At 39.3% G+C, this 15144-nt stretch carries 10 protein-coding genes; 5 read left to right on the top strand and 5 right to left on the bottom strand.

Features of this window, described 5'->3' with window-relative positions; genetic code table 11:
• Nucleotide 1 precedes the first annotated feature (1 nt).
• Both OS139_RS12625 and OS139_RS12620 read left to right on the top strand, forming a co-directional pair.
• Nucleotides 2–838 carry a sugar phosphate isomerase/epimerase family protein gene (locus OS139_RS12625; protein WP_002332382.1) on the top strand — a complete coding sequence of 279 codons (837 nt, stop codon included), beginning with the start codon at nucleotides 2–4 and terminating at the stop codon, nucleotides 836–838.
• Between the two features lie 10 nt (nucleotides 839–848).
• Complete coding sequence (locus OS139_RS12620) at nucleotides 849–2603, top strand: ABC transporter ATP-binding protein (protein WP_002332381.1); 1755 nt, start codon at nucleotides 849–851, stop codon at nucleotides 2601–2603.
• Nucleotides 2604–2879: 276 nt separating this feature from the next.
• Here the strand turns inward: OS139_RS12620 and OS139_RS12615 are convergent, their stop codons facing one another.
• Entirely contained in the window at nucleotides 2880–3221 is a 342-nt protein-coding gene (locus tag OS139_RS12615; protein ID WP_002285994.1) for a YlbF family regulator, read from the bottom strand.
• A 67-nt stretch (nucleotides 3222–3288) separates the two neighbouring features.
• Nucleotides 3289–5460, bottom strand: coding sequence for a PBP1A family penicillin-binding protein (locus OS139_RS12610; protein WP_325066966.1), 2172 nt, complete (start codon nucleotides 5458–5460; stop codon nucleotides 3289–3291).
• 210 nt (nucleotides 5461–5670) lie between these two features.
• Here OS139_RS12610 and OS139_RS12605 point away from each other — a divergent pair, with 210 nt between their 5' ends.
• The gene (locus tag OS139_RS12605; protein ID WP_002332379.1) at nucleotides 5671–6528 is read left to right on the top strand and encodes an RluA family pseudouridine synthase; all 858 of its coding nucleotides are present in this window, start codon (nucleotides 5671–5673) and stop codon (nucleotides 6526–6528) included.
• Between the two features lie 70 nt (nucleotides 6529–6598).
• Here the strand turns inward: OS139_RS12605 and OS139_RS12600 are convergent, their stop codons facing one another.
• The 3 genes from OS139_RS12600 to OS139_RS12590 are packed head-to-tail and all read right to left on the bottom strand — an operon-like array spanning nucleotide 6599 to nucleotide 11445.
• A complete protein-coding gene (locus OS139_RS12600; RefSeq protein ID WP_002285988.1) occupies nucleotides 6599–7456 on the bottom strand; it encodes an ROK family protein in 858 nt (285 codons plus the stop codon).
• Complete coding sequence (locus tag OS139_RS12595) at nucleotides 7441–10143, bottom strand: alpha-mannosidase (RefSeq protein WP_002332378.1); 2703 nt, start codon at nucleotides 10141–10143, stop codon at nucleotides 7441–7443. The genes OS139_RS12600 and OS139_RS12595 overlap by 16 nt, the downstream gene beginning before the upstream one ends.
• 12 nt (nucleotides 10144–10155) lie before the next feature.
• The gene (locus OS139_RS12590; RefSeq protein ID WP_002332377.1) at nucleotides 10156–11445 is read right to left on the bottom strand and encodes a glycoside hydrolase family 125 protein; all 1290 of its coding nucleotides are present in this window, start codon (nucleotides 11443–11445) and stop codon (nucleotides 10156–10158) included.
• A 149-nt stretch (nucleotides 11446–11594) separates the two neighbouring features.
• Here OS139_RS12590 and OS139_RS12585 point away from each other — a divergent pair, with 149 nt between their 5' ends.
• The gene (locus OS139_RS12585) at nucleotides 11595–12641 is read left to right on the top strand and encodes a GntR family transcriptional regulator (protein ID WP_002297736.1); all 1047 of its coding nucleotides are present in this window, start codon (nucleotides 11595–11597) and stop codon (nucleotides 12639–12641) included.
• Nucleotide 12642: 1 nt separating this feature from the next.
• Nucleotides 12643–14796: a GH92 family glycosyl hydrolase gene (locus OS139_RS12580; RefSeq protein ID WP_002332376.1), complete on the top strand. Its 2154-nt coding sequence runs from the start codon at nucleotides 12643–12645 to the stop codon at nucleotides 14794–14796.
• Nucleotides 14797–15144 lie beyond the last annotated feature (348 nt).

The raw sequence follows: 15144 nt of genomic DNA, 5'->3' as shown, positions 1-15144 counted from the left end.
GATGTTTCCATTAAATTTAGGCATCCGTGCCCACGATTTAGATGTTCGAAATCGTGAAGAAATCGTTCAAAAAGTATCACAGCTTCACTTGTCCCATATCCAATTTGCACCACAAAAAGCATTTCCTGAACAACTTAAATTAACTGACATGACACTTGGGAGTGCTGCCTATTTTGGTGAATACTTCCAAAAAAACAATATCGAACTTTCCATTTTAGGATGCTATATCAACCTATCCAGCAAAAATCAAGAAGTTCGTGCACAAGCATTGGCAACTTTCAAACAGCAAATTGCTCTGTGCTCTGCCTATCAAGCCAAGATGATTGCTACGGAAACCGGTAGTGTCTCTGTCGGTTACACAAAAGAAAATTTTACTGAAGAAGCTTATCAGATCGCCAGAAATTCTATCATTGAATTAGTCGCTCATGCAGAAAATTTTGGCGTAACTGTTGCTGTTGAAGTAGGGATCAATCATCCAATCTATAACTATCAGTTAGCTAAACGTTTAATCGATGAAGTAGCTTCACCAAATTTAAAAATCATTTTAGATTGTGCGAATTTGATGCATAAAGAAAATCATGCTGATCAGGAAAAAGTGATCCGAGGTGCCTTGGACAATTTACATGGTTATATTACAGCGCTTCATCTCAAAGACTATATCATGGAAAATGGAAAGATCCGCATGGTACCTGTTGGCAAGGGCTGTTTAGATTTCCGCCCGGTACTGCATTATATCAAATATGAGCGTCCTCTAATGTACGCCACTCTTGAAGCTACTCCTGAGATTTATGTTCCTGAAGCAATAGAACACTTGCAGTTTATTTACCAAGATTGTTAAGGAGAAGATTATGGAGGAACGAATACAGAAAAGTTATCAAAAATATCATGCAAATGCTTTTCAGACATTGCTGCATCTTTATCAGGGAAATTATTGGCGTTTTGCCATGTCAGGACTCTTTTTTATTATCAAACATCTTCCATCTTGGTTAATGCCGATCGCTATTGCCAATGTAATCAATGCAGCTTCATCGAAAGATTCTTCTCAGTTGCAGGCCATTTATTTCAACGCTTTTTTGATGGCTTGTCTGATTGGTCAAAATATATTGACGAATTATTTTCATGTAAAATACCATAGCACTTCGATCCGTCAAGTAGAAGCTGGACTAAGAGCGACCCTTATCAAGAAAATCCAAGAACTTTCTATTCCTTATCAAAAAGAATTGCAATCTGGCCGGATCCAGTCAAAGATCATCCGTGATGTAGAAGCTATCCAAACGTTGTCCTCTCAAGTATTTGTCAGTGGATTGAACATTGCTGTCAATTTATTCGTGGCTTTAGGTATCACGCTTTATAGAAGTCCTGTTGTTTTCATGTTTTTCTTATTGACTGTTCCTCTCGCCGCATTCGTTACTCTCTTTTTCCGTAAAAGGATCAGACAGTCCAACTCAGACTTCCGACAAGAAATGGAAGAAACCTCTGCAAAAGTGATCGAAGTGATCGAATTAGCACCGATTGCTCGAGCTCATGGGTTAGAAAAGCACGAAACAACTCGCTTAAATAAGCATTTTACTCAAATCTATGAAAAAGGATTCCACTTAGATATCCTGCAATCTGTTTTCGGATCAGTCAGCTGGGCTAGTTTTCAGATATTTCAGCTGATTTGTTTGATTTTCACTGGGATATTAGCTTTACAAGGGCGCATCCAACCCGGCGATGTCGTGATGTATCAGACGTATTTCACGACGATCGTCAATTCCGTTTCTGGAATGATCACGCTGATTCCTACGATTTCAAAAGGCATGGAATCTATCACTTCTATTGGCGAACTGTTGATTGCTGGCGATGTAGAAACTTATCACGGTAAGAAAAAAATCCAACATTTGGATGGAAATTTTCGTTTTGAGGATGTTTCTTTTCATTACCCGGACTCACTCAAGCCGATTATCGATCATTTTTCTCTAGAGGTGAAAGCTGGAGAAACAATTGCTTTTGTTGGGCCATCTGGTTCTGGAAAATCTACACTCCTTAACTTATTGATTGGATTTATCCAGCCGTCTTCAGGGAGGATTTTCCTAGATAATCAGCCTTTGGATGAATTGGATATGCGAAGTGTGCGTAATTATTTAGCCGTTGTTCCTCAAACCACTTTGTTGTTCTCCGCTTCGATCAAAGAGAACATCACTTATGGCTTGAAAAACGTATCAAAAGAACGTTTAGATGAAGTCATCGAAGCTGCGCAACTTTCTTCACTGATTGACCAGCTCCCTGATGGTCTGGATACCTTAGTAGGCGAACATGGCAACAAGCTGTCTGGTGGCCAAAAGCAACGTATCTCCATTGCACGAGCGTTGATACGTCAGCCAAAAATCATTTTGCTAGATGAAGCAACCTCAGCTTTAGATAACCAGTCAGAGAAAAAAATCCAGCAGGCCCTGAATTACCTGACAGAAACACCCACTACTTTTATTGTGGCTCATCGGCTTTCAACGATCAAAGAGGCAGATAAAATCGTTGTGATCGATGAAGGAAAAATCGTTGAAATAGGTACTTACGAAGAACTGTTAGCTCAAAAAGGCTATTTCTACCGCTTGAAAAATGAATGACAAAAAAATAGGAGCTATGACAAGACTTTTGTCGTAGCTCCTATTTTTGAATAAAAGGTGTTCTCCTGCCAACTCCTCGGTCACAAGTCACAATATTCATCAAACATGAGAAGCTGTTTTTTGAAATTGTTCCTTGTAACTCAGAGCTAAACGGTAGGCTCACGACCTCTTGGTAAACGGTGTTCAAGAGATAGCCTATCGGCAATAAGAAGCAATTTTGTCATCGCTCAAGGCCGAACGTCTCTTTCACACCCTCTGTTGTTTCATAAAATAGTTTTATTCGCTGTAAAGGTCGCGAACTGGTGTCATGATGATACGGTTCAAGTCATTGATGATTGTACTGAAGCCTTGCTCTTTTTGCATCAAGTCATTGATTACTTCTTCTGATTGGATTTTCACAGCCATTTCTTGTGCTTTCATTGCATCTTCGTCGCTGAATTCTTGTCCACTCATTTGTTTTTCTTGTAATTCGATTTGCATCGCTTGGAAGTCTTTGAACAGTTTGTGTGCTTCTTCGTTTGCTTGTACTTTCTCGTACGCTTCTTTCAACGCTTTGAATTCTGGTAATTCACGGATCTCACGTTCGATTTGATTCGCGCTATCGTAGATGTTTGACATGTTATGCCCTCTTTTCTTTTAGTAGTTACTCTCTATTGTAACATGGGGTTATTCGTTTTCAAAGGGTCTACTCTCCTTGATATTTCCGCCAGAGGTCTTTAGCCGCTTCACCAATTCCCTGAACGCCTTCTTTCACCATATCGCCGAAGTTTTTCAGCCCTTCTTTTGCTTGTTCACCATATTGATTCAAGTTATCTTGCCAATTTCCAGACTCTCCATTAGAATTTCCTGTGTTTCCAACTTGATCTGCAGCTACCACTTGTCCTCCTGTGGCATAGGCATCTGCTACACTAAATCCTGTTTTTGAAGTATACGGAAGGATGCCTTCTGCCGCTGATTTGAAGACTTTCCCGACAACATTTCCACTTGTCCCTTCCAAATAGTGCAGCTTGCTGGATTCTTCGTAACCCATCCATGTCGAAATCACTACGTCTGGCGTGTAACCGATCATCCATTGGTCATTTGCTTTTGTGGCATCGAAATTAGTTTCTGTGGTTCCTGTTTTCCCTGCTATCGTATAACCTGCAGGATTCGCAGCAGCCGCTGTTCCATTTGAAAATGTACCAAGAAGCATGCTGGTCATTTCATCGGCTGTTTCCTTTGATATGACCTGTTTTGGTTTTTTGTTTGTGTTATCGACGATCACCGCTCCAGTCGAATCAACGATTTTCGTGATAAGATGCGGCGTATACATCTGACCATCATTGGCAAATGCACTGTAAGCACCCGCCATGATCAATGGAGATACTCCTTTTTCCAGTCCACCAAGGGCTAAGCCATAATACTTATCAGATTTTGCTAAAGGCAGGCCGAATTCTTCTGCTTTATCATATCCTTTTTGTAAACCGATCTCATGCAAAAGCCATACAGCGGGCAAATTCAAACTTTGTACAACAGCTTGATACATCGGTACTTCTCCTTGGTATGTCCCGTCAAAATTATGCGCATCGTAATAACTTTGCGGTTCGTCTTTCAAGATACTGGAAGGCTTGTATCCAGCTTCCAGTGCTGGTGTATATACGCTTAATGGTTTGATCGTTGATCCTGGTGAACGGCGCATCTGTGTAGCAAAGCTGAATCCTCTAAAGACATGATCTCCTCTTCGTCCTACTAGTGCTTGTACACCACCTGTATTCGGATCTAAAGCTACTGAAGCAGATTGGACCATGGCACCATCTGAAGCATTTGCTGGGAATAATGCACTGTTTTGATAAGTAGCTTCTAATTGCTTTTGATAATCCTGATCTAAAGCTGTATAGATTTTATAGCCTTTATTCATGACATCTTCTTCATCAAGACCATACTCGTTAACTGCTTCATCGATCACTGCATCAAAATAATAAGGATAACGATAACCAGAATCTGAATTATCATATGTGTCATTAAGATACGCGCTGATATCTGTCTGGCTTTCTGCTTGTTCTTGTTCTTTTGTGATTTTTCCGTTTTCTTCCATTACACTTAGTACTGTGTTTTTCCGATCATTCGCATTTTTTGGGTGATCGATCGGATTATAAATACCAGGACCTTTCAGCATTCCTGCCAAAGTAGCAGCCTCAGACAGCGTAACATTCGTTGCATCTACTCCAAAATACTTTCTGGAAGCGTCTTGGACACCCCATACCCCGTTGCCAAAATAGGCATTGTTAAGATACATGGTCAAGATTTCTTCTTTGCTGTACTTCTTTTCGATCTCGATTGCCAAAAATAATTCCTTCGCTTTTCGATCAAACGTTTGGTCTAATGTCAGATACGCATTTTTGGCAAGCTGCTGAGTGATCGTACTTCCTCCGCCCCCTGATGTTCCGCCAGACAAGACCATTCGGACTGCTGCACGGGCAATCCCTTTGATATCAAACCCGTGATGCTCGTAAAAATTCCTATCTTCTGTCGAGATTACTGCATCTTGGATATAGGGAGAAATCGCGTTTAATTCTACATATGTTCCTTTTTGGGCGTACAGTGTGCCAGCTTCTTCGTTTTTCTTATCATAAATGACTGTCGATTGGCTTAATCCTGATTTTAACGTTTCGACATTTGCTTGTTTTGCTAAAATAAAGAGGTAGATACTTGTCACTAAGACACAGATCAAACCAATCAGCAAAATCAATTTGTTCACATGATATTTTTTCCAGATGCGCTTTCGCCATCGATGGAATTGTCCGAGATATGGTCTGATCCAACGCCAAAAACTGATCAAAGCAGCTTTTATCTTTTCTAAAACGCTTTGAAAATCCATTTGCTTCTTCTCCTGTCTATTTGATTCAATCGTCTTATTTTACCATAGTGAAAGAGTGTTTTCTTCCTGCTTAAGTTGTAGTTCAATATGTTTTTTTACGTTAGTGCAAGTAGAGTAACATAAGAATGAACAGAAAAATGTAAGTTTTTTCTTAAATATGTTTTAAAAATGGTACAATTAGTCTGCAATTGCACTGAAAGGAGTACACTTGTGAAAATCACGATCACTTTACCTATGAACCATCCTGAAACAACAATTCGCGACTTGCTTGAAAAGGAATGGTTAGTTCCTAGAAAGGTTCGACACTTTTTGCGTATACGTAAAAACGTTTGGATCAATCAACAACCTGCTTTGTTCCATCATGAAGTAAAGGGCAATGACCAGGTCACATTGTTATTCGAAGAAACAGATTATAATTATCAAGAAGTCCAGCTTGGAGATGCGGCGCACATCCGCGTTTTATATGAAGACGAGCATTTGATTATAGTGGATAAGCCTGCAGGAATGAAGACTCATCCAAATGAACCGACAGAAAACAGTACCTTGCTCAATCATTTAGCTGCTTATCTCGACACTAAACAGCAACGACCTTACGTTGTCCATCGCTTGGACAAAGAAACAAGCGGTGCCGTTTTATTTGCAAAAAATCCATTTGTCTTGCCGATACTTGGAAGAATGTTGGAACAAAAAATGATCTATCGGAGATATCAAGCCATCGTATGGGGAGAAATTGCCAAAGATATGACCATCACCAATAAAATTGGACGAGATCGCCATGATCGGAGAAAAAGGGTCGTAGATGATAAAAATGGTCAGAGCGCCTTGACACATGTCACTGTCAACAAAGTACTTTCTGAACAAACACAAGTCTATTGTGTTTTGGAAACCGGACGTACACACCAGATCAGAGTTCATTTAGCTCATAAGGGACATCCGATCGTTGGAGACCCTCTCTACCAAAATAGAACTGCTGAACGACTGATGCTCCATGCATTAGAACTGCACATGATCCATCCATTTACTCAAGAAAAAATAGTCGGTAAAGCTTTACCTGGATTATGGGAATAGAAATAAAAAAGAACAGAGTCTTATCAGCAGATAATGATAAGACTCTGTTCTTTTTGTGTAATTTGTCTGCTTACTTTTGATGTTCGTGTTCTGCTAACAGCAAACTACCGATAATCCCACTTTCATTCGGCAGTCCCCAACGAACGATATATTCACTTACTTGAGGTGTTTCCATATAACCACCCATCAATTCAACAAATTGCTGACGGATTTTTTGAAGGAGATGATCCTGATTCATTACCCCACCGCCTAAAATAATCTTTTCAGGTGCTAACGTCAACGTATAGTTGATCAGTGCTTGAGCAATATAATAAGCCTGAATAGCCCAAACAGGATGATCTTGCGGCAGATCTTGCCCTTTGATCCCTGTGCGTGCCTCAATAGACGGTCCTGCTGCTAATCCTTCTAAACAATCTTTATGATAAGGACAAGTACCTTCATAATGGTCATCTGGATGGCGTTTCACCCAAATATGTCCCATTTCAGGATGTGCGATCCCTGAAAAAATTTCTTCATTGATCACGACACCTGCACCGATTCCTGTTCCCACGGTAAGGTAAATACAACTATTTTTTCCTTGTGCTGCTCCTTGCTTCAATTCCCCATATGCAGCAGCATTGACATCCGTTGTCCAAGCAGCAGGAATATTGTAGCGTTCCTTGATTGTGCCAAGAAAATCGAATTGTGCCCACCCTTTTTTGGGAGTTGCCAAAACGTATCCGTAATTATCTTTTGTTTTGTCGATACCAATCGGGCCGAATGAGCCAATCCCGATTCCCTTCAATTCATAACGATCAAAAAATTCAAATACCTGATCCAATGTTTCTTCTGGTGTTGTGGTAGGGATACTTAATTTTTCTAAAATTTCTCCACCATCTGAAACCGCACACACAAATTTTGTTCCGCCTGCTTCTATTCCGCCATACATTCGTTTTCCTCCTCGAATCCGATTGTCCGAATCTCATAAGGTTGGATTATTGGGACAACCGCTTGCTTCGTTGGTTCTTCAAGCAGATTCAATATGACAGTTTTTCCATTGTCTTTAGTTATTTCCAATTTTTCTAAATGACTAGACATATTGAAACCTCTTACTACTACTTTATCACTAAATTTGCTGCGTTTCAAAGCTGTAATTGCAAACGTTTCACTTTTTATCGTTAAATATTGTTGTTTTGAAATCAATGTTCCTTCATGATGTTTGATTTGTTGAGTGGAAAAAGGAATCTGTGCTGCGTATGCATGCAAATAAGTAGAGAATTTTTCTTCTGGTCCATGTAGTTCAATGCTGTAATTGAACCGATGCTCACCTAAACACTGTGCTTCTGGTGTTGGAAAATATCCCCAATCACCTAGTTCTCCCACACTGCGAAGTAGCGTCACTGCGATTTGCCCGTCTTCTGTTACTTCATATTCATTCAAACCAAAGTTTCCGACTGTTACACCGTACTCTTCATCATGAATATTGACAAATGCTTGCTGATGTTGCGGATTCGTGGGGTTTTCCCAACTTTTAGACACATGGTTTGGGCGCTTCACCACTTCAAAAATACTATCTGCTTCGTGATGTTCCACATGTAACTTTGTAGGAAACAAGACACGTAAGCGATGATCTTTCATCTGATTGTCGAGAGTCGTTTCAAAGTCGATTTTTTTACTATCCTTTCTGATTGTCATGATTGTTTTTATTTGAAGGATTCGTTTTTCTTTGGATCGTTCTGCTTTTCGATAACGAAATTCCACAACCATCTGCTGTTCTTTTTCTAAACGCTCGTCTGCAGAAACAGGGATTTCCATTTCCTGTAGAATACTTATTTTTGCTATTTCCGGTGTATCTACTAATACTTTTACTTCAGAGTTTTCTTTGTTACTGGATAGGATTGGCTGATCATAGAAAGGTTGTTTAAAGATATACTCATTTCCTATATCGCCGATATCTTCAAAAATATGCAGATTATTCAACTTTCGTTTGTTTTTGCGATCTTCCATTGTAATGGTACCATTTTTTTCAATCGTCAAATGTAGAGGGCCGTTTTCGATGATTCGTCCACTCTGATGAATCATTGTTTCCTTTTCTTCTGCTTTCGCTTCCCCTTCTACAAGCGCGAATGTTTCCCAAGAAAATGCTGGCATGTTTTCTAATGGTAAAGTCACTTTGATCATTTTTACCATATATGGCACACGGAAACGGTCTTTCGGCAAATCATAACCAAATTGGACAGTTTCTTCAGATAAAATAGCTGGTATAGTGGCCCCACTTTTTGTTTCTACATGATACTTACGTTTAGGCAAATTTTCTAACTCTTGATATAGTTGTTCAGGTATTCCTTCAGCGAATCTTTTTCTTTCTAATTCGATGGTTATTTCTGCTTCACCAGTTTTATCCATTCCTGCAGTATTTACAATGACAAATGGAAAGCTGTCTTTTGGGAATCCGGTCGTATCGATTGCTGCGGTCAGCTGTTCTAAGGAATCTTGTGCAAGATACTTTCCAACTTCATCTGCTTTTTCAAAACGAGGTATCATTTCCCGATGGACAGAATCGACTGAACAACCGCAAATACTGTCGTGAGGATGATTTTGCATTAATGTCTTCCAAGCATAATCTAATTGATCATGGGGATAGTTTCCACTCACTTCATAAGCCATCGTCGCAAGTGGTTCTGTAATATTTTCTAGCTGTCGCTGGACCTTGGTATTCCATTGTTTTAAGTAAACCCGAGCAGATGCTGTATTGGCTAAAGTATACCAGCCATCCGTTTCTTGACTTGTCAATTCTCCTTCTACTGAGCCTAAGTCTTCTGGCACATCTTTTTGAACTGCTTCCAGATAGTCAGTAAAATTAGAATGAATAAACTCGTAATCTGGAAACAGTTCATTTGCGAGATGGATTGCTTTTGATATATCTTTTTGTACCGGTTGATGATCAACACCATTCATCATCAATAAGTGGTTCGTAGAGGCATATTGTTCTGCATCCGCTAATTTTTGCTTCCAAAAGGCAAGAGCTGCTTCTTTTTCTACTGGAATCTCATTCCCGTTGCTATACCAATTGGCAAATAGCAGACCAAAGATTGCTGTTTGATCAGGTCCTTTCCACCACATTTCTGAGTATTGGGAAGAATAGTTTTCTGCTTCCAAAACTTGATTATCAAAGCCAATTGGTTTTACACCACGGCCAAACGCTGCTGCTGAAATACCAGCTTGTTTCATTAATTGAGGCGTCTGTCCCATATTTCCAAATGTATCGGGAAAATAGCCTAACATGACAGGGGTTCCCCATTTACGGCTTTCTTCCATGCCAATCAGCATATTTCTCACGTTCGATTCCGAACTGATAAGAAAATCATCTTGCAAGATATAAAATGGTCCAATTCTCAATTTTCCTTCATTGATTGCTTGTTGGATTGCCTGTCTTTTTTCTGGCCTTACTTGAAGATAGTCATCTAAAATAATCGTTTGCCCATCCAAATGAAAACTGTTGAAGGACGGATCAACTTCAAATAGCTCTAGTAGATCGTCTATCAATTCAATCAGCCGCATGTGATGCTGTTCGTAAGCCATGTACCATTCACGATCCCAGTGGCTATGAGAAATGATATATACTTTCTTTTTCATTTACGATACCTCCTACTTTTCTACTCTAATATCAAAGTAATCCATGACTAATTCGCAAAACATCATATTTGCCCAAGAAAACCATTCTCTCGTATAATTTTCAGGATTGTTCACATCGAATCCTTCATGCATAAGGTGTGTTCCTGCGTCAGTTGCTACAAGTAAATTCAATATCCGCTCTTTTTCAGATTTGTCTGACGTTGTCATTCCTTCCATAGCTAATGCAATCGGCCAAACGTATTTTTCTGGCGTATGGGAGGATCCAATTCCTTTTGCGTACTTTCCTTCATAGAAATATGGATTTTCTTTACTCAACAATGTTCTTCTTGTTTGCAGATAATCTTCCTCTTGTTCAGAACAATATCCCAAGTAAGGTGCGGCGATCAGATTGGGCACATTACTGTCATCCATGACTGTGGCGTTTCCCATTCCATCTACTTCATATGCATAAATCGTTTGCCCTTTTTGATTAACCGTTCGTCCGTGATTCTGAATCCCCTCTTGGATCTCTTTCTTCAATTTCTGTGTTTGCTGTACAATTTCTTTATCATCGAGTATCGTTTGAAAAATTTCTTCCACATAACTTAACACGACCACCGCAAACATATTGGATGGTACCAGATATCCATAACGGCAAGCATCATCGCTAGGACGGAAACCAGACCATGTCATTCCTGTAAAAGCTGTTTTTGCACCTCGCCCGTCATTGATCAGCGTATCTTCTTTTCTTGTCGTGTCTCGTACAAATGTATAAGGAGAGTGTTCATGGTCTTGCTCTGTTTTGAACACGTCCAAGATTTTTTTGATACCTTCAATAAAAGATTGATTGAATTGATCAGTTTTTCCTGTATTTTTGTAAAGAAGATAGGCCAACTGTATTGGGTAGCATAAAGAATCAATTTCATATTTTCTTTCCCAGATCCAATCGTTTATTTTTGTATGATCTGTTTGGTGGCCAGCACCGTTAGCTTCCTCGTTGAAGGCATTCGCATATGGATCGATATTGATATAAAAAAATTGCTTTTTGACTAACCCGCTGATCATGTCAGCTAATTCCTCATCTTCTTTTGCAATCACTAAATAAGGACGAACTTGTGCAGTAGAGTCTCTTAACCACATCGCTGGAATGTCTCCCGTCAATAAAAAGGTGGTTCCGTCATTTTGCTTTTTGACTGTTGTCAACAGAGTATTGGCAAATGCTGCTGTAAAATTCTTTGCCCAGTCCGCATGGATATCCCCACATTTTTGTGTGATATCTTCCATAAATTTCTGCACCGATTTTGGTATATCTTTATAAACCACTAACAAAACCTTCTTTCTATTTGATATATCTTTAAAGATTATACTTCATACAACCAATTATGTCTACGCTTTCAAAAAATATCTTTTTATTTACTTTTTCATCCATTATGGTATTATTTAAATATGATATATCATTAAGAGGTGTTTATATGAATCAACCATTGTACCAGACAATATTTAATGATTTGCAAACGGCTATTTTAACTGGTGAATTACCTGTAGACAGCCAACTACCAACTGAAAAAGAACTTTCACGTACCTATAAAGTAAGCAGAATCACTTCCAAACGTGCATTGACTGAATTAGAGCAATTAGGACTTATTTATCGCGTTCGCGGGAAAGGCAGTTTCGTTAAATCCGCTTCTCCGGAACAGATGCTTGCTTCTCCTACAAAAACACGACGGATTCTGTTTCTTCTTCCATATGTCGCTGATTTGTCTGTTGGTGATTTTAGCAAGGGATTGAACCCTGTGATGCAAGATAAACAGATTGATGTCATGATGACGACGCTTGACTTTCTACAAAATAAAACAGCAAAAGAGCTAATCAATGAATTTGACGGATTGATTTATTATGCTCTTGATACAGAACAACATCTCGACTTACTTTTTGAGCTTTCATTGAAAGAATTCCCTGTCGTCATATTAGATAAAAAAATCTATGAGTTACCTTTTCCTACCGTTCTTTCCGATAATTTCCAAGGCGGTGCGCTTGCTGCCTCTTATTTGATCGAACAGGGTCATTCAAAAATCGCTTATTTGTTTGGTACGCAGACTCATCCACAATCCGTTCGACAGCGTTACCTTGGTTACCTTGAAGCATTGGACAAAGCTGGTTTGACTTTCCACACTTCACTGGATGACAAAAGCGCGACATTAGATGAATTGCTTTCTTATATCACTAAGTATGAAGTAACTGCTTTTGTTTGTGAAAACGATGTTGTCGCTATCCAGACCATGAATCTCTTGAGACAGCATGGTTATCATATCCCTGAAGATTTTTCAATTATCGGATTTGATGATATCCAAGCAGCAGCTCTTGTTGACCCGCCACTGACAACCATCGCACAAGATTTTGAACAGTTAGGTAAGCTTGCGGGAGATGCTTTGGTCACTTGGTTAGAGACAAAAGATCGACCATCCGATAGTAAATTTCCAGTTTCATTCATCAAAAGACAATCAACAAAGGAGAAATAAAATGAATATCGGTCAAATAGATACTAGACATGCAACAGCGAATCAGCCAAATTTCTCTAATGGGAACTGCCAGCCTTATACTGGCGTTCCTTTTGGGATGAATTATTTTGCACCGCAAACTACGGATCAAAACGGCAGCTGGTGGTTTCATCCTGATGACCGCGTTTTTCAAGGCTACCGTCTTACCCATCAACCAAGTCCTTGGATGGGTGATTTCAGTCATATGCTGTTTACGCCGATCAATGGAAAACTACAGGAGAACACCCTTTTCCATGCTCAAAGTTCTTACCGCCCAGAAGAAAGTATATTTTGCCCGACTCATCTGTCGATCTGTCAATTACGTTATGGCATCTGTTCTACATTGATACCTAGCATGTATGGCGGAATCTTATCTATTGATTACAGCAAAAATGACAGCGGTTTACTTTTATCCTTTCCGGGACGCCATCAGCTCTTTGTTATAGATCCTTACACAGTGGAAGGAAAAATCACACATTTTGCTGGTTCAGAAGATCCTGATTTTTCTTTTTATTTTATATTGAGATTTGAATATCCTTTAACAATTGATGAGTTAGCTGTTTCCAACAAAAATAGCGACTCGATCCCGTTGTATTTTGAACAGACAAAAAAACAAACTATCCGATTTGGGACATCTTTTATCAGCTCGGAACAAGCAGCTTATAACCTGGAACTAGAACAAAACCAAAGCAAAGAGACTTACCTTGCTCACAGTCAAGAACAATGGCAGTCCTATTTTGATCGTATACAGCTCACACACCATGATCAACAACAATTGCGGACGTTTTATCATAATTTATATCGGGTGTTTTTATTTCCACAAACATTTTATGAAATTGATCCTAGTGGGCAAAAAATCCACTATGATACGACTAGTCGATCTATAAAACCTGGTGTTCTCTATACAAATAATGGGTTTTGGGATACGTATAAAACAGTTTATCCTCTTTATTCTTTGATTGCTGTAGAAAAATACGAAGAAATGCTGGAAGGTTTTTTGAACAGCTATAGAGAAAGTGGCTATTTGCCAAAATGGCTGTCTCCTGATGAACGTGGACTTATGCCTGGGACATTGATCGATGCGGTCATTGCAGATGCTGCTGTAAAAGATATCCGACGAGACTTGATGCCTGAATTTCTAACGGCAATGGAAAAAGGTGCTACGGTTCAAAGCAAACATCCAAATTATGGACGACAAGGAACAGAAGATTACTTGACATATGGCTATGTTCCTAATCACTACCACGAATCAGTCAATCACACATTAGACTATGCTTATAGCGATTTTTGTATTAGCCAAGTTGCCAAGGTACTAGAAGAGGAGGAAATGGCGAAGAAATATCAGCAGCAATCATTGAACTATCAAAATATCTTTGACTATGAGTCAGGATTTATGCGTTCAAAAGATAAAGATGGCAAGTTCAGAGAACCATTTTCAGCTAATCGTTGGGGACAAGATTATGCAGAAGGAAGTGCTTGGCAAAGCAGCTTTGCTGTTTATCACGATTTTTCAGGACTGATCGGAAAATATGGTGGCAGTGAGAGATATAAAGAAAAACTCATTGAGCTGTGCAATCAGCCCCCAGCGTTTGACCCAGGAGGATATGGTTTTGAGATCCACGAAATGAGTGAGATGGCCGCGATAGAATTTGGACAATTAGCTATTTCAAACCAGCCAAGTTTTCACTATCCTTACTTGTTCAGTTATATAGGACAACCTGAAATGGCACAGCCACTGCTTAAACAGTTGATGACTCAGACCTTCGACGATTCTCCAATGGGTTACCCTGGAGATGAGGACAATGGAAGTATGGCCGCTTGGTATATCTTCAATAGTCTGGGATTTTATCCTGTCACGCCTGGAACCGGTGAATATGTTATCGGTATGCCATTAATTGACAAGGCTGTTTTGCTTTTGTCAAATGGAAAGGAATTGACGATTGAAGCAACGCCTAATCGGCCGCAGCAACAATTTATCCATAAAATCAAACGGATGGACAAAGAATATACGAAATTATATTTTACCCATCAAGATTTGCTGAAAGGCGGCACGATCTCTTACCAATTAGGGATCATCCCTCACCCTAAGAAATATCAAGCAAAAGATTTGCCTTTTTCCTTATCAAACTATAATTAACAAGAGGTTGTGAAAAAGCTGTCCTGCATCAAGTAATAAGAACAGCCAAGCAAAAATAGATCCTCATTTTTTTCGTTTGGTTGGTCTTATTACCGCAGATGCAAGCTTTTGAACACCGTTTATTGAGAGGTTGTGAAATCAGCGTTCTGACCTGAGTATTAGAGAGACAAATGGCAAAATAGTTCCTCATATTTTGCCATTTTTTGAGCTAATACCGAGGGTCAGCTGATTGAACACCGTTTAGTGGAGAGGTCGTGAAAAAGCTGTTTAGTTTCGAGTATTAAGAAAAATTTTGTGAAAATGGCTTTCCACATTTTTGCATAAATTTGGCTTAATACCGAGAAACTG

The organism is Enterococcus sp. E4-223 (genome assembly GCF_035727065.1).
Lineage (GTDB): Bacteria > Bacillota > Bacilli > Lactobacillales > Enterococcaceae > Enterococcus_B > Enterococcus_B faecium.
Note: the sequence above shows the minus strand (reverse complement) of the source record. Positions and strands in the feature narration are given on the sequence as shown.

Excerpts from the sequence above, each read along its gene's own strand:
- OS139_RS12625 (WP_002332382.1), top strand. The coding sequence starts at position 2 with ATGTTTCCATTAAATTTAGGCATCCGTGCCCACGATTTAGATGTTCGA.
- OS139_RS12620 (WP_002332381.1), top strand. The coding sequence starts at position 849 with ATGGAGGAACGAATACAGAAAAGTTATCAAAAATATCATGCAAATGCT.
- OS139_RS12615 (WP_002285994.1), bottom strand. The coding sequence starts at position 3,221 with ATGTCAAACATCTACGATAGCGCGAATCAAATCGAACGTGAGATCCGT.
- OS139_RS12610 (WP_325066966.1), bottom strand. The coding sequence starts at position 5,460 with ATGGATTTTCAAAGCGTTTTAGAAAAGATAAAAGCTGCTTTGATCAGT.
- OS139_RS12600 (WP_002285988.1), bottom strand. The coding sequence starts at position 7,456 with ATGTATGGCGGAATAGAAGCAGGCGGAACAAAATTTGTGTGTGCGGTT.
- OS139_RS12595 (WP_002332378.1), bottom strand. The coding sequence starts at position 10,143 with ATGAAAAAGAAAGTATATATCATTTCTCATAGCCACTGGGATCGTGAA.
- OS139_RS12585 (WP_002297736.1), top strand. The coding sequence starts at position 11,595 with ATGAATCAACCATTGTACCAGACAATATTTAATGATTTGCAAACGGCT.
- OS139_RS12580 (WP_002332376.1), top strand. The coding sequence starts at position 12,643 with ATGAATATCGGTCAAATAGATACTAGACATGCAACAGCGAATCAGCCA.